General features: G+C 48.0%; 38 protein-coding genes and 1 tRNA gene. 3 read left to right on the forward strand and 36 right to left on the reverse strand.

From position 1 onward, the window contains the following. Nucleotides 1–89: 89 nt before the first annotated feature. Nucleotides 90–422, reverse strand: a complete 333-nt coding sequence (locus CLV58_RS19545) for a nucleoside triphosphate pyrophosphohydrolase family protein (RefSeq protein WP_146141483.1) — start codon at nucleotides 420–422, stop codon at nucleotides 90–92. 190 nt (nucleotides 423–612) lie between these two features. On the opposite strand from CLV58_RS19545, the gene CLV58_RS28450 reads away from it, so the two are divergent. Continuing rightward, complete coding sequence (locus CLV58_RS28450) at nucleotides 613–780, forward strand: hypothetical protein (RefSeq protein ID WP_170108745.1); 168 nt, start codon at nucleotides 613–615, stop codon at nucleotides 778–780. Here CLV58_RS28450 and CLV58_RS19550 read toward each other — a convergent pair. The 32 genes from CLV58_RS19550 to CLV58_RS19700 form a co-directional block, all read right to left on the reverse strand. After that, nucleotides 770–1,150: a hypothetical protein gene (locus tag CLV58_RS19550; RefSeq protein ID WP_106139520.1), complete on the reverse strand. Its 381-nt coding sequence runs from the start codon at nucleotides 1,148–1,150 to the stop codon at nucleotides 770–772. The genes CLV58_RS28450 and CLV58_RS19550 overlap by 11 nt on opposite strands. A gap of 2 nt (nucleotides 1,151–1,152) precedes the next feature. Next, complete coding sequence (locus tag CLV58_RS19555; protein WP_106139521.1) at nucleotides 1,153–1,602, reverse strand: hypothetical protein; 450 nt, start codon at nucleotides 1,600–1,602, stop codon at nucleotides 1,153–1,155. Next, nucleotides 1,599–1,970, reverse strand: coding sequence for a hypothetical protein (locus CLV58_RS19560; RefSeq protein ID WP_106139522.1), 372 nt, complete (start codon nucleotides 1,968–1,970; stop codon nucleotides 1,599–1,601). Before CLV58_RS19560 ends, CLV58_RS19555 begins: the two co-directional genes overlap by 4 nt. Continuing rightward, nucleotides 1,967–2,455, reverse strand: a complete 489-nt coding sequence (locus tag CLV58_RS28670) for a macro domain-containing protein (RefSeq protein ID WP_106139523.1) — start codon at nucleotides 2,453–2,455, stop codon at nucleotides 1,967–1,969. The genes CLV58_RS19560 and CLV58_RS28670 overlap by 4 nt, the downstream gene beginning before the upstream one ends. After that, a complete protein-coding gene (locus CLV58_RS19570) occupies nucleotides 2,445–2,762 on the reverse strand; it encodes a hypothetical protein (RefSeq protein ID WP_106139524.1) in 318 nt (105 codons plus the stop codon). The genes CLV58_RS28670 and CLV58_RS19570 overlap by 11 nt, the downstream gene beginning before the upstream one ends. A gap of 5 nt (nucleotides 2,763–2,767) precedes the next feature. Beyond that, complete coding sequence (locus CLV58_RS19575) at nucleotides 2,768–3,202, reverse strand: hypothetical protein (protein WP_106139525.1); 435 nt, start codon at nucleotides 3,200–3,202, stop codon at nucleotides 2,768–2,770. Beyond that, entirely contained in the window at nucleotides 3,186–3,692 is a 507-nt protein-coding gene (locus tag CLV58_RS19580; RefSeq protein WP_106139526.1) for a hypothetical protein, read from the reverse strand. The genes CLV58_RS19575 and CLV58_RS19580 overlap by 17 nt, the downstream gene beginning before the upstream one ends. Before the next feature lie 2 nt (nucleotides 3,693–3,694). Further along, complete coding sequence (locus CLV58_RS28455) at nucleotides 3,695–3,838, reverse strand: hypothetical protein (protein WP_170108746.1); 144 nt, start codon at nucleotides 3,836–3,838, stop codon at nucleotides 3,695–3,697. Beyond that, on the reverse strand, nucleotides 3,835–4,164 hold the full coding sequence (locus CLV58_RS19585; protein ID WP_146141484.1) for a hypothetical protein: 330 nt from the start codon (nucleotides 4,162–4,164) through the stop codon (nucleotides 3,835–3,837). The genes CLV58_RS28455 and CLV58_RS19585 overlap by 4 nt, the downstream gene beginning before the upstream one ends. 11 nt (nucleotides 4,165–4,175) lie before the next feature. After that, entirely contained in the window at nucleotides 4,176–6,101 is a 1,926-nt protein-coding gene (locus CLV58_RS19590; protein ID WP_106139528.1) for a DNA polymerase, read from the reverse strand. Between the two features lie 15 nt (nucleotides 6,102–6,116). After that, nucleotides 6,117–6,317 carry a hypothetical protein gene (locus tag CLV58_RS19595; protein WP_106139529.1) on the reverse strand — a complete coding sequence of 67 codons (201 nt, stop codon included), beginning with the start codon at nucleotides 6,315–6,317 and terminating at the stop codon, nucleotides 6,117–6,119. Beyond that, nucleotides 6,317–7,171: a hypothetical protein gene (locus CLV58_RS19600; protein WP_106139530.1), complete on the reverse strand. Its 855-nt coding sequence runs from the start codon at nucleotides 7,169–7,171 to the stop codon at nucleotides 6,317–6,319. Before CLV58_RS19600 ends, CLV58_RS19595 begins: the two co-directional genes overlap by 1 nt. A 25-nt stretch (nucleotides 7,172–7,196) precedes the next feature. After that, nucleotides 7,197–7,688 (reverse strand): hypothetical protein, encoded by a 492-nt coding sequence (locus tag CLV58_RS19605; protein ID WP_106139531.1) that lies wholly within the window; start codon nucleotides 7,686–7,688, stop codon nucleotides 7,197–7,199. Then, nucleotides 7,685–7,963 (reverse strand): hypothetical protein, encoded by a 279-nt coding sequence (locus tag CLV58_RS19610; RefSeq protein ID WP_106139532.1) that lies wholly within the window; start codon nucleotides 7,961–7,963, stop codon nucleotides 7,685–7,687. Before CLV58_RS19610 ends, CLV58_RS19605 begins: the two co-directional genes overlap by 4 nt. A 60-nt stretch (nucleotides 7,964–8,023) precedes the next feature. After that, nucleotides 8,024–8,221, reverse strand: coding sequence for a hypothetical protein (locus tag CLV58_RS19615; RefSeq protein ID WP_106139533.1), 198 nt, complete (start codon nucleotides 8,219–8,221; stop codon nucleotides 8,024–8,026). After that, nucleotides 8,218–8,538 (reverse strand): hypothetical protein, encoded by a 321-nt coding sequence (locus CLV58_RS19620; RefSeq protein ID WP_106139534.1) that lies wholly within the window; start codon nucleotides 8,536–8,538, stop codon nucleotides 8,218–8,220. The genes CLV58_RS19615 and CLV58_RS19620 overlap by 4 nt, the downstream gene beginning before the upstream one ends. After that, nucleotides 8,528–8,776, reverse strand: a complete 249-nt coding sequence (locus CLV58_RS28100) for a hypothetical protein (protein WP_146141486.1) — start codon at nucleotides 8,774–8,776, stop codon at nucleotides 8,528–8,530. The genes CLV58_RS19620 and CLV58_RS28100 overlap by 11 nt, the downstream gene beginning before the upstream one ends. Next, the gene (locus tag CLV58_RS29205) at nucleotides 8,707–9,408 is read right to left on the reverse strand and encodes a glucosaminidase domain-containing protein (RefSeq protein WP_106139535.1); all 702 of its coding nucleotides are present in this window, start codon (nucleotides 9,406–9,408) and stop codon (nucleotides 8,707–8,709) included. Before CLV58_RS29205 ends, CLV58_RS28100 begins: the two co-directional genes overlap by 70 nt. 109 nt (nucleotides 9,409–9,517) lie before the next feature. Further along, nucleotides 9,518–9,916, reverse strand: a complete 399-nt coding sequence (locus CLV58_RS19630; protein WP_106139536.1) for a hypothetical protein — start codon at nucleotides 9,914–9,916, stop codon at nucleotides 9,518–9,520. Then, on the reverse strand, nucleotides 9,909–10,112 hold the full coding sequence (locus tag CLV58_RS19635; RefSeq protein WP_106139537.1) for a hypothetical protein: 204 nt from the start codon (nucleotides 10,110–10,112) through the stop codon (nucleotides 9,909–9,911). Before CLV58_RS19635 ends, CLV58_RS19630 begins: the two co-directional genes overlap by 8 nt. Continuing rightward, nucleotides 10,100–10,573, reverse strand: a complete 474-nt coding sequence (locus CLV58_RS19640) for a YpsA SLOG family protein (protein ID WP_106139538.1) — start codon at nucleotides 10,571–10,573, stop codon at nucleotides 10,100–10,102. Before CLV58_RS19640 ends, CLV58_RS19635 begins: the two co-directional genes overlap by 13 nt. After that, the gene (locus CLV58_RS19645; protein ID WP_106139539.1) at nucleotides 10,560–10,817 is read right to left on the reverse strand and encodes a hypothetical protein; all 258 of its coding nucleotides are present in this window, start codon (nucleotides 10,815–10,817) and stop codon (nucleotides 10,560–10,562) included. The genes CLV58_RS19640 and CLV58_RS19645 overlap by 14 nt, the downstream gene beginning before the upstream one ends. Further along, nucleotides 10,804–11,067, reverse strand: a complete 264-nt coding sequence (locus tag CLV58_RS28105; protein WP_146141488.1) for a hypothetical protein — start codon at nucleotides 11,065–11,067, stop codon at nucleotides 10,804–10,806. Before CLV58_RS28105 ends, CLV58_RS19645 begins: the two co-directional genes overlap by 14 nt. A 201-nt stretch (nucleotides 11,068–11,268) precedes the next feature. Continuing rightward, nucleotides 11,269–11,559, reverse strand: a complete 291-nt coding sequence (locus CLV58_RS19655; protein ID WP_106139541.1) for a hypothetical protein — start codon at nucleotides 11,557–11,559, stop codon at nucleotides 11,269–11,271. Next, entirely contained in the window at nucleotides 11,552–11,794 is a 243-nt protein-coding gene (locus tag CLV58_RS19660) for a hypothetical protein (protein ID WP_106139542.1), read from the reverse strand. Before CLV58_RS19660 ends, CLV58_RS19655 begins: the two co-directional genes overlap by 8 nt. Continuing rightward, nucleotides 11,781–12,026, reverse strand: coding sequence for a hypothetical protein (locus CLV58_RS19665; protein ID WP_106139543.1), 246 nt, complete (start codon nucleotides 12,024–12,026; stop codon nucleotides 11,781–11,783). The genes CLV58_RS19660 and CLV58_RS19665 overlap by 14 nt, the downstream gene beginning before the upstream one ends. Before the next feature lie 182 nt (nucleotides 12,027–12,208). Then, nucleotides 12,209–12,484, reverse strand: coding sequence for a hypothetical protein (locus CLV58_RS19670; protein ID WP_106139544.1), 276 nt, complete (start codon nucleotides 12,482–12,484; stop codon nucleotides 12,209–12,211). Continuing rightward, nucleotides 12,468–12,713, reverse strand: a complete 246-nt coding sequence (locus CLV58_RS28110; protein ID WP_146141489.1) for a hypothetical protein — start codon at nucleotides 12,711–12,713, stop codon at nucleotides 12,468–12,470. The genes CLV58_RS19670 and CLV58_RS28110 overlap by 17 nt, the downstream gene beginning before the upstream one ends. A gap of 215 nt (nucleotides 12,714–12,928) precedes the next feature. After that, nucleotides 12,929–13,192 carry a hypothetical protein gene (locus CLV58_RS19680; RefSeq protein WP_106139546.1) on the reverse strand — a complete coding sequence of 88 codons (264 nt, stop codon included), beginning with the start codon at nucleotides 13,190–13,192 and terminating at the stop codon, nucleotides 12,929–12,931. Then, on the reverse strand, nucleotides 13,189–13,419 hold the full coding sequence (locus CLV58_RS19685; RefSeq protein ID WP_106139547.1) for a hypothetical protein: 231 nt from the start codon (nucleotides 13,417–13,419) through the stop codon (nucleotides 13,189–13,191). The genes CLV58_RS19680 and CLV58_RS19685 overlap by 4 nt, the downstream gene beginning before the upstream one ends. 430 nt (nucleotides 13,420–13,849) lie before the next feature. After that, nucleotides 13,850–14,545, reverse strand: coding sequence for an AP2/ERF family transcription factor (locus tag CLV58_RS19695; protein WP_106139549.1), 696 nt, complete (start codon nucleotides 14,543–14,545; stop codon nucleotides 13,850–13,852). Between the two features lie 339 nt (nucleotides 14,546–14,884). Next, a tRNA-Arg gene (locus tag CLV58_RS19700) sits at nucleotides 14,885–14,958 on the reverse strand. A gap of 105 nt (nucleotides 14,959–15,063) precedes the next feature. Between CLV58_RS19700 and CLV58_RS19705 the strand changes: the two genes are divergently transcribed. Both CLV58_RS19705 and CLV58_RS19710 read left to right on the forward strand, forming a co-directional pair. Beyond that, nucleotides 15,064–16,137: a M28 family peptidase gene (locus CLV58_RS19705; protein ID WP_170108747.1), complete on the forward strand. Its 1,074-nt coding sequence runs from the start codon at nucleotides 15,064–15,066 to the stop codon at nucleotides 16,135–16,137. A 163-nt stretch (nucleotides 16,138–16,300) separates the two neighbouring features. Next, nucleotides 16,301–16,552: a hypothetical protein gene (locus tag CLV58_RS19710; RefSeq protein ID WP_106139551.1), complete on the forward strand. Its 252-nt coding sequence runs from the start codon at nucleotides 16,301–16,303 to the stop codon at nucleotides 16,550–16,552. Between the two features lie 76 nt (nucleotides 16,553–16,628). Here CLV58_RS19710 and CLV58_RS19715 read toward each other — a convergent pair whose 3' ends face one another. The 3 genes from CLV58_RS19715 to CLV58_RS19725 all read right to left on the reverse strand — a co-directional run bounded on the left by CLV58_RS19715 (nucleotide 16,629) and on the right by CLV58_RS19725 (nucleotide 18,402). After that, nucleotides 16,629–17,084: a YybH family protein gene (locus CLV58_RS19715; protein ID WP_106139552.1), complete on the reverse strand. Its 456-nt coding sequence runs from the start codon at nucleotides 17,082–17,084 to the stop codon at nucleotides 16,629–16,631. 113 nt (nucleotides 17,085–17,197) lie between these two features. Further along, nucleotides 17,198–17,737: a YMGG-like glycine zipper-containing protein gene (locus CLV58_RS19720; protein WP_106139553.1), complete on the reverse strand. Its 540-nt coding sequence runs from the start codon at nucleotides 17,735–17,737 to the stop codon at nucleotides 17,198–17,200. Between the two features lie 131 nt (nucleotides 17,738–17,868). Then, complete coding sequence (locus CLV58_RS19725) at nucleotides 17,869–18,402, reverse strand: GNAT family N-acetyltransferase (protein WP_106139554.1); 534 nt, start codon at nucleotides 18,400–18,402, stop codon at nucleotides 17,869–17,871. Nucleotide 18,403 lies beyond the last annotated feature (1 nt).

The raw sequence follows: 18,403 nt of genomic DNA on the forward strand, positions 1-18,403 counted from the left end.
CCGTTGATATTCTATGAGTTCCATATTGCTTTAGTCGGCTTTAGCCGAATTTTAGTGAAGCCACCGCCTTTAGGCGGTCGGTACAGTTATCACTTACCAAAAAAGGGTTTTTCTATTTTTACTCGATCCAGCATTTCTATGGCTTGAACCGCTACAGCAGCTAATTGTAACCATTCATTACGAAGCCTCTTTGCCTGTTCGATAGTTGGATATTGGTTACCTAAAAAGTAGTCAACTACTTCCTTTGCCACCTCACCAAACTCTTCTCCAGCTATAGCTACCCAATCCGTTTGAGTACGAAAACTTTGGTCTCCCCACTTAACAAACTGTCTCTTTCGTTCATCACCTACCTCTTTAATCACATTGATCATTTTAAGGTAAGTATCATCAGGCATTTGCCTGGTTTGTGGACTTTCAAGCATTTGATATTAAGGTTTACGTTTTCCAAACGTACTTTGGAAGGCCCAATACTGATAACAGAACCAAACAAAAAACAAGCCCAGGTAATAAATTGGTCCTGTTTTTAAATATTCCCAAAAATTCATGATTGATTCAACATTTAGTTTAATCAGTAGTTCGCAGGCTTAATTCTTCCCGGTAAAACAGTTGCCGGTGACCATCGGAAAAAGCTACCTGGTACTGCTGGTCATCCGGAGCTTCCAGACCTTCTACAACCTGCATAACAACCCCGGATCGGCCCAGGTAATCTTCGTTACTACAGACGTCAACATCATCAACAATTCGAACCAGATCACCCTTGGTAACCGGGTTATTCATTGATTCTACGGTGGTCAATAGAGGGCTGGCTTTCTCCAGTTGAGATTGGGTAAATGGCATTCGGTGGTTTGGGAAAAAAGATCAGACAGGGTTTTCCGTCGGCAAAAACGTCAGATTCCGAGCAGCCTTCGGCCCGGGCCTGATCGGTCAGTGATTCCGGGTGCATACCAAACTCGATGTCTCCAGCCTGATTATACCGGTAGCGACCCGTGAAGATGTCCGGATCCAGCAGGGATACCCTGAGATAGGGTTTCCCGTCCTTGGACTCGTACGGATTGGCAATCAGAATGGCTGTATCAGCCGGAAAGCTGGCCAGAAAAGGAGTGAGACTACCGGCCGTTTCCAGTTCGGTAGTCAGTTGTTCAACAGTCATAATCAGAATCGTTCAAAGTGACCGGTTAAAGTATTGTGGTAAAACGATGTCAGAGCCGGGTTATCAACTGTTGGATCGATCAGATCGTTGGTGGTATCCTGGATTGTCAGCGGCAACAGGGAATAGATAAAGAGGATCATTTCCCGGTACAGCTCTGGATTGGTAATGAACCGCCGGGCGTGATCATCCCCTTCCCGGCCGGCATTCTGAATAACCATTACCGGTTGATTCTGATACCAGACAGTAGCCAGCTGCCAGTACCGGCGGCCGTCGAAGTTGAAAAATTTCAGGGTTTTAATGACAACCCGGTCGTTTTTGTCCAGCACATCCTGGTCCAGGTAATTCCAGAACTGATCAATCTCGGGAATATGGTTATAGTAACAACCCCGGAGATCATTCAGGTCTTTGCTTTCTGATTCAACCGGGTACTGATAAAGTTCATTGGCCGTCATGACGGAACGATAAAGTCTTTGGTTGAATCAAACGGCTGGAAGTTTCCCCGGTTAGTCTTAACTACTTTTTCCCACCGGTTCATCCGCATGTTATCGACCAGGATATCCGTACCACCAACCAATTTTACCTCATCCTGGCTGTAGGTTTTACCGAAATAGTACGTACCCGACACGTTCTGTTTACTACCCGTTAAGGTTTCAGTACTGGTATTGACAATCGTCTGGTCGTAGAATCGGTAGCCAAAAGGTTCTCCCAGGTAACCATTGGTTTTTACCGGTAGAAAAATGTCCCGGACTAGGACTTCTTCAATTATCGATTCAGAAAAGAATGAACCGGGATACAGGTATTCAACAAAATGTTTGGTCATGGTTTGTAGTGGACAAGAGTTACGTGACAATCCGTCAGTTCAGCTTTCATAATCTGTTTGATTCGGTCGCGATCTCCACCAGCCAGTCCGCCCCCGATAAGGGGTAATCCCAAGTATTTGCCTTTGTAGAGTCGGTTTAGTTTACGAAGACAAAGAGTTAGAGCCTCGTAATCCAGTTGAACAGCAGTTGCCCCGTAGTTGTACTGGGTATACAGGTTACACACCCACAAACCCCGTTCTCTTCCGTACGTAGGAATATGATGGACCTGAACTCGACCCAGCTTGTCAATGGCTCCCTTGTACTGAATAGCTTCCAAAGAAAAATTAGCTGGGTTATTGGTCCCGAACTGATAATTCATTTGTCTGGCTATACCCGATCCCTGTACACATTGACAGTTACAACCGTGAGCGATAACGTCAAATTCACCCGCCAGAGCCATAGTGATCAGGTTGCCGTCTACTTCTTGGAATGAGCTAGTCAGCATCGTTGAACTCAGGTAAACGATCTAGGTCGTCCAGGTACGGATACCCTGGAAAGTAATCACAAACCGAACCTTTGACTACAGGTTGATTTTTATTTGCTTCGAAGTACTCTGGATCAACAATTGAAAAATTGTAGAATCCATTATGGATAGCCTTCTCCAGAATATATTCAAGGTCAACATTTGGTATATCCCGGAGTTTCCTACCGTCCTTCAGTTGTTTGACCTTTTCGGGATTGCGGTACTTGGTTTTCTTGATAGCCGCAATAGCAAACTCCCGGGTAACCAGATGGGTGGTTTTAATGCTCATGAATCTTAATAGAAAAGACCGTAGCCAAGACCAAGACTACGCCGACCGTTCTGATCCGGACCACAGAAGAAAATAGGTTCTGAGTCGTCCTTGATGACGGTAAGCTGAATCTCCGGGCTGTGAGTTTGAATAAAGTCGATGAACAGGTTGGTAATCGATTCTGAATCCATCTCTAGTTTACCATCATCGACGGTTAAGTAGATGGATTCATAGGCTTCGAGTGGTTTGTCGATTCCCAGCTGACGGAGTTGTTCCTGACTGAGCAGATTGTCTTCGTAGTCTGTACAGGGAAATTCAGTTAGTCCCTGTTTATCCAGTGCTTTCCACATGGCCGCCCGGACATAATCCCGGTCGTAATTACTAGACAGGTAAACTTGCTGGGTTTTTCCGTGACCATCATCCGAGAAATCACCGATTGTTAAATTAAGCTTGTACGTCATGGTGTAGTTTTTCTTTTAGCCGGTTAAATTCAGATACCGTGATTTCTTCCATACCGTCCAGCGGGGTGTATTCACAGTCTTCTTTCACCGATAACAGGTGATAATCCGTACCCCAGGTTACCCCGACGGTAGCAATAAACCGGTCTCCAATGGTCTGGTGCTGGTAACCGACAGCCTGATTCAACTCCCAGATAGTTACTTTGGGAATCGCTTCGATCCGGGTCAGCAAAGCTTCATTTTTCTTAAGTTTTTTGGGAAAGAAACAGTTCTGGTGTTTACTGGTATACACCGGTTTCCACCCGTCCGGTTGACTAGAAAACCGAATCCCCAGCATTCCACCGGTCAGATACGAAAATCCACCGTTCAGCCATTCAGTGGCTCCCAGTTCATCGACCAGTTGTTTACTGACTTCATCGGATTGGTGGATTCGGTCTTTGATGTGGGTCAAGTCAGTATACGCCTGACTACCCTTCATTACTTTGTACTTCATAATCAGTCTTTTGAATCCGAACTTGGCATCAGCAGAAACGTAATGATCCAGATCCACGGAGAAGCATCTTTCCAATAGATCAGGTAAACCGTTCCACCAATGAGAAACATCAGGTAAATCAGTTGAAACAGACTTCGGTAATTCATAGATAGTAGAATTCAATGATCCAGTGAAACCAGCCGATCTGCAGTCCGTAAGCCGCCGGGGATCGCTGGTAGGTATCGGAAATGACCGAAAAACCAAGTCCCCGTCGGTGGGGAAAGAACCGGATACCGGTCAGGGTCGGAAAGGCCCAGTAGAGCTGGACGATCAGACAGATCAAGCCGAAGAAAATCCAGGCCAGAAAATGCAGCCAGTCACCGGTTAACCAGTTCTCCAGCAGCTTGTAACCCAGCGTCAGACTGAGCCCGTAACAAAGTATAACCCGGTACCGGCCCGCTAGCCAGTACAGAAACACAACCAGATGTAGCATGATGAAAGGGGTCAATGTGCCCAGCAAGGAGCCGTCATGAGCTCCGATTCCATGCGGATACCGATTAAATACCGGGAGCCGACTTCTTCCATAATCCGCTTGATTTCCAGGCCCAGTTCGGGTTGAGCCTTGGGAATCTGAACCAGGTATTCGTCGTGTACCTGAAGTTTAATTTTACAATCCAGGTTATTGGTTCGGAAATACCGATCTAGCTCGATACCGGCTTCTTTAGCCATACTGGCTGCCCCAGCCTGAATCGGAAAATTACAGGCCTGCCGCTCGATCTGGTGGTCTTCCTTGAGCTTTTTGACGTGCTGGTTAAACCACTTGACCCGGTTGTACTTGGTACCATCCCGAACCGATTTGGTTCGTACCCCTTGCTGCTTAATCCCCTGCTGGTAACGGCTTAGCTCGGGCAGACTGTTGAGAATGTTCTGGTAGACCCTTTTGGCTGTGGGCATGTCAATATTCAAGGTACCAGCAATACTACCCGGACCCGCCCCATAAAGAACTCCGAACAGAACCGGCTTGTGGTCATTCCGATACTTCTTGTTTTCCGACTTGGACACGATCAGATTCGGATTACCCGTAATAATCCGGTAACTACCCTGAGCCAGGTAGGAGTGTAAATCCAGCCCGTCGGTAAAGGAAGCCATCAGCATGGGATCCTGGGAATTAGAAGCGGCCAGTCGAAGTTCCTGACCCGAAAAGTCACAGTCGACGAACACGTAATCTTCTGAGTCCGGGACAAAACAGCTCCGGAGTTCATCCAGATTCGGGATATTTTGAAGATTTGGTGAGCCCGAAGACAATCGTCCGGTGTCGGTAAAACACTGGGAATAACTGGTATGAATCCGACCTGTTACTGGATTGATGAAGGCAAAAAAGTTCTCTCCGTAGGTCGATACCAGTTTGGCCATACCCCGATACTGTAGTAGTAGTTCCGTGAACCGTCGAAGTTCCGAGTTCGGGTTATCGATCAGATACTGTTGCAGGAGGTCTTCACCAGTCTGAGTAATCTGGGGAGCTCCGCATCGGTTGTAAATGGCCTGAATCTGCTGGGTGGAGTTCACGTTGAACTTCTCGATAACCCGGCTTTCCGAGATGGTTTCCCGCAGGACGGTTTCCGAGAATAGATTCAGCTGACTTTCGGCTTCGTATTTTCCCCGCTTTTTGGGCTTCAGACTGATTTCACTTCCCAACAGATCCGGAAACAGATTGCTTAGCCGTTCGACTTCTCCCCGGAGCTGGGTCAGTGCTTCATCGGCTTGACGGGCAAACTCCTGACTGGCAACCAACCACTTTTCCCGGTCCAACCGGATACCTTCCAGTTCTACCTGACTGATGATGGGCAAGTACTGGTTCTCTAGTTCGATACAGGCTATCAGCTTCCACTTTTCCGCCCGTTCCCGGTGCCGGTCGTACAGATCCGGTAAATACCGTAAATCATTTACCAGGTATTCAATCTCTCCGTCTTCGATGGGCTTAGCTTTATCCCGGTTAATAAATGAAGACCGACCAGACTTATCCAGTTTTACCCCGAAATGTCGTTCCAGACAGGCATCCAGACTGTGGCTGAGATCCATGCCATTGTAGAGCACCTGAGAAGACAGCATCGTACACCAGATCCGGGATAGAGCAGTTCGATACCGACAGGCCAGCAGTTTCCAGTCGTAGTTGACGTTGTGAAACACCCAACGGGCTCCCAGGAGTGGTTCCAGAGCCTGCTGGATTTCGGTTTCTGAATAACTGGTCAGATCCACGATGTAATACTCCTGCCGATCGTAAATACCAAGCAGGTACGGATATAGCCGGTAGGGATCGAGTCCGTCGGCCTCCAGATCGGCAAACAACTCATCCCGGCCGATCAACTCGCTTAACGTGGACAGAGGAAGGACCGGCCGGGCTAAATCCGTTTGTGAGCTAATGTATTTCATAGCTAACGGTATGGTCTATACGTTTACTACAGGTAGTAGCAGATCAGGCAGGTGGACGGAATGATTCAGGTAAATCTCCTGCTCAGCAGGTCCCATCTGGTTAGTCAGCAGCAGGAGTTGTTCGAGCCGGATAGTAGGAGATTCGTCCAGCAGTTCGTGGTAGGCTACGTAGCCCTTGTAGATCCGGTAGAGCCGGATGATTTCACCGACTACCATTAATTGAATTTCTGATTGACGACAATCGGATCACTGGCTTCCGGTCCCCAGGCTGTCAGTACGAGATAACCCCCTTTGACTGGCTGGAGTACAACGGGATCGAGTATTTCCTGGATGACAGCTTTAGGTTGAATCAAACTGAGAAAAAACCCGGTCTTTTTGGTGTTTTCCTGTTTGAAGTCTTTACTAGGAGCACAAATCTGGAATTGAGCATTAACTGACGAATACCGTACAGTCTGAACTAAATCGTGATCACCAAGCTCAGTATTGATTCGGTCTTTTAGGAGACGTTCTAATACGTAATGGCTCCCGTACGACCCTGAACCATACTTGGTCAGATCATAACTACCTATTCCCAACTCGTCGTGTTCAATCAAATGATTGATTTTGTTTAGATAAGCCACCAACTTTTTCATATTAGCTCCTCTACGAGTACCGACTTCATCAATCTGATAAAAAGTAGGTTCATCAGTACGATTCAATCGAAATGATTCGATTTCTTTCAGATTTTTCTCTGGCACAAAACCCGTGTACTGTTTGATGGGACCACAAACCAGCTTATACTTTTCACAGATCTGTTCAACCTGGGCTTTTGTGATAAATTTTTGATTTGGGTATCGGAGTGAATAATCCTGGATAATCCGGGCCTGTTTAACGGCCTTTTCCCGTTTTTCCAGTTCTTGCTGACTATCAACAACCTGAGAACTGGACGTGAATCCCAGCTTTTGCAGTCGAGTCACTTTGTCAACTTTTTGCGGGTCCACCCCGTCAATCAGTAATTGGCTTTCAGCCAGTAACGTGTCACCAGCCGTACGAAAAGCATGGTGGATTGCTTCAATCTCGGGTGAATACATACGAATTGAGGGTTAAAGGGTGTATTTATTTCGATTCCAGGAGTTGTTTGACCAGCTGTTCCTTGGGAAGGGCCAGTAATGAATCCTTTTTAGCCTGAGTAGCATTACCCAGCAGATCACCCAGTTCAGCTTCCCGGGCTGCCTGCTGAATCTGGACCCGGAGAAACCGGGTAATATCGGCCGGCAAGGCCCGGGCATTGGAATCCGACTGGATAAAAGAACCGATATAACCACCGGTCACGATCAGGACTGCTTCCTTCCGGGTTGGGGTTCCAATAAACAGGAGCCAGAAGATGGGACAAAGAAACAGCAGGGATCGCTGCCAGAACAGAGTATTGGCAAACCAGCCTTCCAAAGTACCTTCTCCACGGCTTTTGTATTTGGAGTAGTCATCAGTGAATAGTAGGACCAGGGATAGCACTACCAAACCAATGGTTGATATAATTACCAAGGCTTTAAACAGGGTATTCAACCGGTCGGCAACCGAGAACAAATAAAATAACCAGTACAGGTTCATTGAAGAAGGGGTTCGTCAGGGGAAAGAATACGAAGAGCCGTCGAAAGGTACTCCTGGGGAATCTGGACGGTTTTCAGGATCACGGTATCACCCAGGTAGGTCCAGCCCGATCGGGTCGGGGGTTCAAGCGTGTCACCCATGGGGGAAAGAACCTTGTAGGTTAGTTCCCGGGTGGTCAGATCAATATCCTTGATCCAGATGGAAGCGTAATGGTCGAGGGGTAATTTGACCCAGTGGACCAGGCAAATAGTTGGATTGTAATCGATTACGGCCATAGGTAGTGGAAGACCGTCAACAGCAGACCATAGAACAGCAGGTAGAGAAAAAGCCTGCCGTTAGTAACGGGCTTCATAAGCAGCCAGCAGCTTAGCCAGATCGACCATGAACTGATTCCGGTTCGGATTGGCTACCGAGATAGCCGTCGAGAACTGAAGTGTCAGTGATCGACGATCTTCGTAATCCCGAAGCTGCTGGGGATAATCCCGGGCCAGTTGTCCTGGATGATGAAGCCCGGCTGGTGAGGTGACGGTCATGATTTTAGGAAAGGATTGTTGGGTGAATTACTGAACTCACAGTCTCTCATCACACTTGAAAAAGAACCGGAGCCGAAAATTTCGCTTAATGCTTTAGCTTTAGATTTTGAGCCTGGTATCCAAAACCGTTTAAAAATGATTGGCTCTACTACAGGTTCACCGGTAGACCAAACTAGTTTTGTTTTTGGTTCAGGGGTTACACTCCAAACATCAAAAGCTTCGGAGTCATCGTGAAGTCCATCTCCGTGGAGAATGTATTTTCCCTCGAATTTGGCTTTGACCAGTTTAGCCAGCCGTTTGTTTTCTTCAGTGGTCATACGTCAGCTCGACTCCGATAAACCGGTTGTTCAGCCAGACGCCGGCTTGCAGGGTGTTCTGGGTAGCCGTCTGCTGACCGTAGAAAGCCAGATCTCCTTTTTCAAAGAGCTGAACCAAACTCATCCGGGTCGGCCGGTTGATCTGACCGAACAGACTGACCAGTTCCTTCAGATCTTCCGGAGCGGCAACCGAGACACGGGTAGCCCGACCGAAGATGCGGTCAAGCGTAGTGGACATAGCGTGACTAAACCGGGTGAACTCGACGGGCTTCCAGACGGCTTCGGTGGATTTAAGGGTAACTGGGTTAATCCAGGTCCGGGGCTTGTCCAAAAATTTCTCCCGCTGGGTACGGAAGTAGGCTTCCGAGCCAGGTTCGTGTCTGGGGTATTCCTTTTTGGGTTCTTTGGGAATCGAACGGTCAATCGGGGGCCGTTTGTAGGGACCGGCCGATTTGTAGGGGCTGTGTTTTTTTGGTTTGCCGGCTGTTTCAGTAACCGGGCCAGTTTCTGTCTGTACCGGGGATCCCGGGCGTAGGTTTGGTAAATCCAATGGGAATAACGGGAATAAGAGGTGAGACGGTGTTTACGGATAACGGTTTGCTGCCAGCGGGCAAAATGACTGACAGATGATTCAACCGAGCGATAGCCGGCCCATTTACCGGCCCGGTAATCCGAATAGGCTCCGTGGATGAAACCATAGGGGTTCAGATGTCTTCGGAATAACCGGGATCGACCGTTGGCCGATTCATGAATCATCTGGGCTACGGTAAGGGCTTTGTAGCGGATAGCCGGGTGAGATTGAACGAGCCGAACGGCTGAATCAAACGGACTTACCAGCTGGAGCAGCAGGGTACAGCAAAGCAGGAACAAATGTAAGGGAGACCGGATCGACGGGGCGTATCTCCAGGGGGAGAAAGGCAGGATACCGGTTCACTGGTGAAGAGTCCAAAGATACGGGGATTCACCGGAGAAATCAAAATTAGTCCCAAAGCCGGACCCAATACTTGGCAAACAGATACAGTCCTTCCTGCATGTATTCGTCGGCCAGGACATCATGATCTCTGGAATCCCGGCTGATAACCAGCTTCATCGCTTCAATCATGTGGTCCAGTAGTTTTTCGGTTCCTTCCTCTCCGAGTTCATGGAAGAAAACATGACTGTTTTTTTTGTAGGTTTTCAGCCGGGGTAGAACAAACTTGGCAACAGTTAGTCCCAGATCCCAGGCTTCGGTATCATCGTAGCCCCGTTTAATCCGCTGGTTCTGGTACTTTCTCAGACGAGCTTTAGAAAGATCCTGGGAATCATCGATCAACGAAAAGTTGATGTTAGGAATACCCAGATATTTGGGGTCTTTTGGGTCTACTACAAAATCAGCCACAGTTGATACAGTTTAACTTGAGATAATCACTTTTGATCCGCTCCCAGGGTTCCAGGTTCTTCCGGGGCAGGAAGTATTCTAGGTAAAGCTGATCGGAGAAGGTTCGTTCCAGACCGAAGGTAAGCCACCACTGAACCGATACGTGGTCCACATGGCTCATGATCTGAACAAGGTTTTCAGGGGTTAGTTTGTACATTGGGTGAATAGATCAGTTAAGAATTGGGTGTATCCGTCCATTTCAGCGGGAGTCAGTTTGGTTTCCCGGTTACCAGCTACATTCAGAACCCGGATGTTGTTAGCCTGAAGCCAGTCCAGTACTTCCCAGACGTCGATATAACCCAGACTACCGGAGAACAATGGTTTACTAAGTTGTTTGGCTAACCGGGTAGTCAACTTTGATCCCTGGCTGTTCAAATCTCCCAGTAACAGGGTTCCGTCGGAGTCGATGATGTTCTGCCGGGTCCGGGGTGGATAGTCCGGGGAATTCGATTCAACCAGTCCAAATACGGTACCCAGGAGTGGGTTTGGTCCAAATTCAGTCCGAAAACCTTTGGGAGCTGTTCCCCCGGTTTTGAAACCCAAAGCCTTGGCTACACTGATTCCGATCGTATCGATTCCTGACTGTCCTCCGGAACGAACTTGATCAAGTTTGTACATTGGTTTGATTGAGTTTAGCCAGAGCTTCCAGGACTTTTTCCTGGAAGGGATCAACGAGTCTGAAACATTTTTTGTAATAAGCTGGAGAACCAATTGACTGGTTTTTCAAATCCTTCAATATAATCAAGTCAACACCAGCCATTTGTACCGTGTAAATATCTCCTACTTTAGCAACTGTATTATTCAGATCCGGATCATCCAAACTAATCACCTGAACCCGATCTCCTACTTTAAAGTCCTCCATTGGCGTTATTATTTTCCTGGTAGAGCTGATACACTTTAAGCTGAAACGGATCGACTAGCTTGAAGCATTTACTATCAAGTATGGTATTCCAACCCCTTTTATTTTTCAATTCTTCAATTCGTAAAAACCAACCCTGTCCGGTAACTTCTTTTACCGTATAGATCTGGCTTAAAACAGCTCCCATTTTTAGCAAATCTGTGTCAGACAAATCCAGCAACTGTACTTTATCCCCCGGTTTTAATTCGTTCATAGGCTTCTCTGACTTTGGTTTGAAAAGGATCTTCCCGTTGGAAACGACTGTTACGAAACCAGTGTCCCTGACAAGGGTCTGTAGTAGGGGCATGTAATTGGACATAGCCGTCTTCTTCAATACTAACCTGGTACCGACTTCCAATACGTATAAACAGGTCAACACTGTCGTTTTCAATACAAATAACCCAATCTCCGACTTTTAATTCTCGATCCATTCCCACATTGTCCAGTGTCCGTTCAATTCAAAAGCATCCGGGTGATTCTCCGCTCCTTCCAGCCAGAATACCTGCATGTGTTTATACCGGCTGGATTTGGTAATCAGATCGGTTTTGACCTGTTCCAGATCTCCGCCAACACCCCGGCTAAACTTCTCACCTACCGATAGTAACGACCGTACTTTATCGGCTAGGTTACTGGTATTGTTGAAAGCTGTATACCCAGTAATCCAGAACAGAATTCGTTCGGCGGGTACGTAAAACAGATTATCCATTGTCGAGTAGTTGTTTGGCTTGTAAAACTTTGAGTTGAAAAGGGTCAATCTTATCAAATAGCTCAGCAGCTAAGATTATAGATTGATTCTTAACCCGAATAAAATTCCCGTCTGACCAAACAACCTGATGACACGAACCAATAGTCACTTGAAGCAGGTCAAACAATTCTTTCAACGATTCTTTTCTTGGTTCCCGCTGTCTTATAACCCAATCTCCTGGTTTAAAGCTGTTCATCGAGTTGCTGTTTTGCCTGTAGTACCTTTAACTGGAATGAATCTACTGGTTTAAACCGTCCACAGCTTATAAAACCTGTTCTAGTTACCGGAGTATAATCTACACCGTAAACCTTTATCCAATTGTCATCCCTGACATCCCGGATTTTGTAGAGCTTATTTTCAATTAATAGTTGGTCGGCTCGATCATAGTCAACACACACAACCCAGTCACCTACGTTCAATTGTTGCATGTTGTTTTGCTAGTTGATAAACCTTTAGTTGGAAGGGATCTACCAATTGAAGTCTGGATTCATCTAAACCCTGAAAAATACCTACTAGATCTACTATTCCGGGAGTTCGGACGTTTACACCTTCAACCTTATAAATCTTCCCGTACTCTAGTCCATAAGCCGGATCAATACAAACCACGTAATCACCGGGCTTGAAGGGATTTGTCGAGTTCATCCTTGATTTGTTTTACTTTGATTTGGAACGGGTCAACGGGAATAAAACAGACAGGGTTTATCCAGAATAAATATGGATCATCCACTATTTCGTTATTTTTGGTTCGACTACCTCTTATGTTACCAAGAACTGATACCTCTGTTATCTGAAAAATATCCCCTACTTCCAGAATGGTTGAATTACAGAATTCGGCATCTACGTTCACACACTGAACCCAGTCTCCCGGTTTAAATTGATGGTTCATCGGTTGGTGGTTTAGCAGGCATCTTATTACGAGCTTCTCTAATTTTTGTTAAAAAAGGATTCTCTCTGACCAGATTTTCATAGGGGAAGTAAAGCCATTCCAAACCAGACAGCTTCACAAAAGCCCAGCCCAATCGAGCAATCTGATACGAACGGTTATTATCAAACTTTGGATCATCAACCGACTTAGTAACTCGAACCCAATCCCCTATTTTAAATTCGTCATTCATCGGCTTCAGGTTTAGGTAATAGTTGGTCCCGGGTTAGCCGGACCTTGGTTTGGAATGGGTGTTCCTTTGTCAGGTATTTCATAGGAATAAGCCACCGTTCCAACCCTTTAACTTGTACAGCATGTAAACCACGGTATATTATTTTGTAAGGCTTGGCAACAAATACCTCGTTAATAGCTCCCGGCTTAATGAACACCCAGTCTCCTACCTGAAAGTCAGATCTCATGTTGCTCTTTTATGGTTCGGATTTTGGTTAAAAACGGGTGTTCTTTTTCAAAGTAGTTGGTATACATCCAAGGTGAATAACAACGTCTTTCTTCAGTAGTGAAATTCAACTTTACCCAGTTGTAAGTACCGTCGAAATCGGTATCCAATATCTGGTACCTTTCTCCTTTGGTCAGTTGCTTGAAAACCTTATCGAGATGGGTTATATCATCCAGAACTACTACCCAGTCTCCAACGGCAAACGGATGATTCATGGTTTGGATAAGTTAGCGTCCCGGATCTGACGAACTTTAGTCTGGAAGGGATCCTCTTTTTCAAATCGGATATAACTCATACCCATATCACTGTTTTCTATAACAATTGGATTACCATAAGCAGATATTCCGTATACTTTGTAAAGTTTACCAATTGTTAAATTTTCCTCTTGACCCTGATTTCTAATACAAACAATCCAATCCCCTACTTTAAAGTCATGCTTCATGTTGTAATTTGGTGGTTAGTATTTTGGCTCGGAAGAGATCGAGTGGTTCGAATCGGGTAGACCAGAAAAGTTCGGGATTACCGGTTATTGTCAGTTTTTCTCCGTCGTAAAATACAGCTGAAACCTGATATATTTTATCCATTTCCAGCTCCTCTTCCCTATCAGAATTATCCCGACAGATTACCCAGTCATTTTCCTTTATCACGTCTTTCAAGTTTAGCTTTAGCTTCTCGGATCTTAGTCTGGAACGGATGTTCGGGTTGAAATCGATTGACAGTAAATTCTCCCCTTACTCCTTTAAGTTCACACATTTGAAATGTGTAACCATGTATTGCTTTAACCTGGTAGGATTTACCGTTTTCCAGGAGACTGGAATAACCTATAGTATTAATACAGATTACCCAGTCTCCCTGTTTAAAGTTGGCTACCATTAAGCAGCTTGATTGAAGTCTTCAGGGAATCGATCCCGGTTCAACTGGGCAAACTCACCCCGAAGTTCCAGACATTTAGTATCGTAGGCAATGGCAGCCAGCTTCTCAGTCGGCTGAGTCGGTAGGATATACCGTTTTCCCTCGTGAGAAATAGCGGCCCGCCAGCCTTTCCCCGTATGAGCCAGGTTAACCCCCAGGTATTTGGAGTTACCGGCTTTCCGAGGAGTCGTATTCCACTGGTTCTGAGACCGGGTAACCCAGCGGCAGTTTTCTCTGCTGTAGGGACCCTTGGAGTCCCGCCGGTCGATCTGCAGATTCTCCCCGTAGCCCGGCAGCATATCCTGGTAGAATGTGTCGAACGTATGCCATTCCTCGGCCACGGTAATTCCCTTACCCCCATACCGGCCGTAATCCTTGTTTCCGGGGTTGTAACACCGCCGTTTCATTTCTTTCCAGACGTCGTAGAGCTTCTGCCGATCGGTTCTGGGCGGGTTCTTCCCATTACAGCCACAGGAAAGCAGTAGGCCGTTACGGAGTCGGTAGGTTTCGGTTTCCAGTTGTTTTCCACAGATACACTGGCAGTGGTAGAAGACTTTGGGAGATTTACTCTTACCGGATTTGGGATACCGGAGTTCGACTGACAGAATCGTCAGATCAGCTACCTGTTCACCAGGAGCATAGGCAATATGAGCCATCAGGAAATAGCAGAAAAAGACCAGTCAAGAGCTGGCAGGGCCGTGAAGAAGAAAGGACGGGGACAGAATCCGGGCCGGATGGAGTCCCAAAAAAGGGGTAGAGCTACCCGAAAAATAAAGAAGAAGTAGAGGTCCCGCTGGGATTTCTATACCAAAGATAGCAAATTTACCGGGAAACTGGTTGTTCTAAAGATGACCGTTTACTAACAATCAGAGCAGATAAAGCAAGACCCTCGTAGCCAAAAACCGACCCATGACAGACCCGTAGTACAGGTTGGTCAGTCGGTTAAGGCCACGAGGGCAGTCTTTGTCAGCTGATTGACAGCTAGTTAGGCGTTGTGACCCCGAAGCGATTCGAACGCTTGACCGTCTGCTTAGAAGGCAGATGCTCTATCCAGCTGAGCTACGGGACCCACTTGCTCAGTTTTAGCCGACACACCCTACGGATTGTCCTAAAACTAAGCCAAATGTACGGGCTCAGGCCCTATTTTGCAAACCAATTACCCAGTCTGCGCGTCATGCCCTGTTTCGTCGGTCGCTTTTTATGGCTTGTACTGTGCAGCCTTGTCGTTGATCTTCCCACTTGCCTATCCCAGCCAGTCGTACGTGAGCTTGTCGTTTCGGATTCACTGCTGCGAGCGCATGTCTACAATCTGGCAGCCGATAGCTTGCAAGGCCGTCGAACCGGTACAATCGGGCAGCGTCGGGCAGCCGCTTATTGCCAGCGTGCGTTGCGCGCAAGTCATCTGACGCCCGTTTTCAAGCTGGATTCCGTTCGAACCTCATACCGGCAAACATTCCCCATTGTCTTTACGAATGTAGCCACGTTCGGTAGCCTGCCTGGTAACAGTACCAGCTATCGGCAGGCCGAACTAGCCGACGGCCCCTTATCACATCAGGATAGCAGTCGTGCATTGTTCGGCATCAATCTGGGGGGGCTTCTGCCCGGCCTTGATCTAAAAAAGGAGATTATCGTCGTATCGGCGCATTACGATCACGTAGGAGCCTCCGGCGGATTGGTTTATCATGGTGCGGACGACAACGCGTCGGGAACAGCGGCTGTGCTGGGTGTAGCCGCCGTTTTCGACAGCCTGGCCCGAAAGGGACTACGTAGTCGGCGCACGGTGCTGTTCGTGCTGTTTTCCGGTGAGGAAGACGGGCTGCTGGGGTCGGCTTATTTTGTCGCCCATCCGCCGGCTTCACTGACTCAATTCGTCTGCGCACTCAATGCGGATATGGTCGGGCGGGTTGACGATGACCACAAACGAGCACCAGATTATTGCTACGTATTGACAGACGCCAACGGGAGTAGCCTGAAAAAAACGGTGGAACAGGTCAATGCACAAACGGTACAATTGATCTTGAATCGGGGAGGTTACAACACGGACGATGATCCCGAACAGTTCTTCCGTCGTTCCGATCAGTACAGCTTTGCCCGACTTGGTATCCCGGTTCTTTTTTTCACTAACGGCTCGCACAGCGACTACCACCGGCCTACCGATACCGCCAAACGTATCCGGTATGACGTGTTACGGAAGCGAGCGACGCTACTCTTTCAAACGGTTTGGGCCCTGGCAAATCCAGCCCCCTGACCCTGTATTGCGTCGCGGCTTCTTCGTGAGCCCAGCAAAAAATAGGTAAGCGGCTTTTTTCGCGAAGCCTGGTCCCTTACTTTAGCCGTTCGTAAAGTCCATCTTTTTCACTCTTAACCGGCTGTCCGAGCAGATACTACTAATCAAGACGGCTTTTTTCGACATGAACCAAGACATTAGCCACGAAAACATTGGCCGTCAGTTGGAAGACGAAGCCAACAAAATACAGGATCGTCAGATCGAACAGCAGTTTCGAGACGCATTTCTCCAGCTAGACCCCAACATCAATCTTGCAGCGATCACGATCGTCAGCGATATAGCCAACGACAACCTGATGATCGACGGAGTCGACGACGATCTTATTGACCGTGCCGTTGAGATCGTGCGCGGGGAGCACGACAATGCAGAGCTATAAATGCAGAAATGGCTACCAATCAGGTCACGCACGGGCGCAACCTGACTGGTAGCCATCGTTTGGTCGTTGGTCGACCTTACTGCTTGACCTGTACGGGTAGATCTTCCAATTGCGCGTAACTGAGTTTCCAGATTCCGTCGGCTGCTTTTTTCCAGAGCAGCATATAGTTCCCCTCACCGTAACCGGCTTTCTCCCCGGCAGCCTGTGGTAAAACGTCGACCGAAAACGTCCCCGCTTCGTAGGCGGTCTGCGTGTCGTTTACCGAACTGATTACGCTGGTTTTCAAACTTTTCGTCGTGGGCATCGTCGCGTTGACCCATTTCTCGGTCACCTCAGATTTGCCTTTGTAGTGCACTTCGCCTTGAACGAAGTCGACGTCGTCGGCCAGCATTCCGGTCACCTTACCGGCGTCTTTGCTATTCCAGGCACTTATAAACTGCTGATTCAGCGACTGCACATTTGCGGATTCTTCCTGCTTGTTACAACCTGTCAAGGCAGCGCCAACAAGCAGCGTATAAATCATCGTTTTCATAACCGTGTTGATTGAATGGTGAAGCTTGGTCTCAGCTTTACTGTCCAAGGTATAACGATGGCCCTCAAGCGCGACCTTAAACCCTGAACAATAAACCTGAAACCTAAAAGAAATTACCAGCTCCGGCGGAGGTACTGCGACGACGCGTACGGCGTATTCGGCTGACCGTAAGCGGGATTAGGCAGGAATGATGCAGCAATCACTTCCGTCGACGACGCTAATGCCATCGGCGCAGCAGCTGCGGCAGCAACGGCCACCGGTACGGTCGACACTGCCCCGAGGCCGTGCTTGGGTTTTTCACGGGCGGCAATGCGTTCGCGTTCGGCAGCTGCATTGGCTGCGGCTTCGCGCGAGCGCTGCTCCTCAGCAGCTCGATTCGCGGCTGCAATACGAGCCGCTTCTCGTTTGTTTTTATTGTCCTTGCTTTTGCCGATAGCGTACCCGGCAGCGCCACCAACGGCACCGCCGATCAGACCACCGACCAGCCGGTTACGTTTATTGATAATAGCGCCGGCAGCGCCACCAATCCCGGCTCCGATAGCGGTTCCTTTAGCCTGCGGACTCCAGCGACGGCGGTTCTGCGCCTGCACAGACTGGGCGAGGGTCAGGATGGTGAGCAGCACAAGTACGGCAGAAACTTGAATCGTTTTCATGGTCTTATCTCGATTAGGTTAAACATTGTAACGTGACTAAGACAGCAAACGTTGTGTATGGTTTAGTCAACATGCTTGATCAATCGAGCCAGATTAACTCATCTGCCTGACGGTTTGTTTGGCGTAAATGATTATCGCGGCTGTCCTTCACCCATTGATTTTGCCATAACGACGAATGTCAGCGGCTGTGCAGGAACGCCGAATCGTGGGTCGTCCGGAAACGGTTTTGTTACGCCCGTCGACCGGTAGCCGCGCCGTTCATACCATGCAATCAGTTCGTGGCGTTGCGAAATGACTGTCATGGTAATCATCTGACAGCCAAAGCCCTTAGCCATTTCTTCAGCGGCCACCAGCAGACGTTTACCGATGCCGCCCGTCTGATGGTCGGGCGACACCGTCAGCATACCCATGTATAGTTCCGCTTCCTTTCGCTCCAAATAAACGCAGCCCAGCAGCCGCCCTGCAGCGCGGTAGGTCAGGATCTGAGCCTGCGGATTTGCCAGCGATTCGTACAGATCGGCTTCCGTTGTGCGAAGCCCACTGAGCAAGTCGGCTTCGGTTGTCCAGCCCTGTCGTGAGCTATCGCCCCGGTACGCACTGTTGACCAGCTGATTCAACTCGGAAACGTCAGCTACCGTCGCAGTACTGATTATCGGATCGTCCATC

Source organism: Spirosoma oryzae, assembly GCF_003002825.1.
Taxonomy (GTDB): Bacteria; Bacteroidota; Bacteroidia; order Cytophagales; family Spirosomataceae; genus Spirosoma; species Spirosoma oryzae.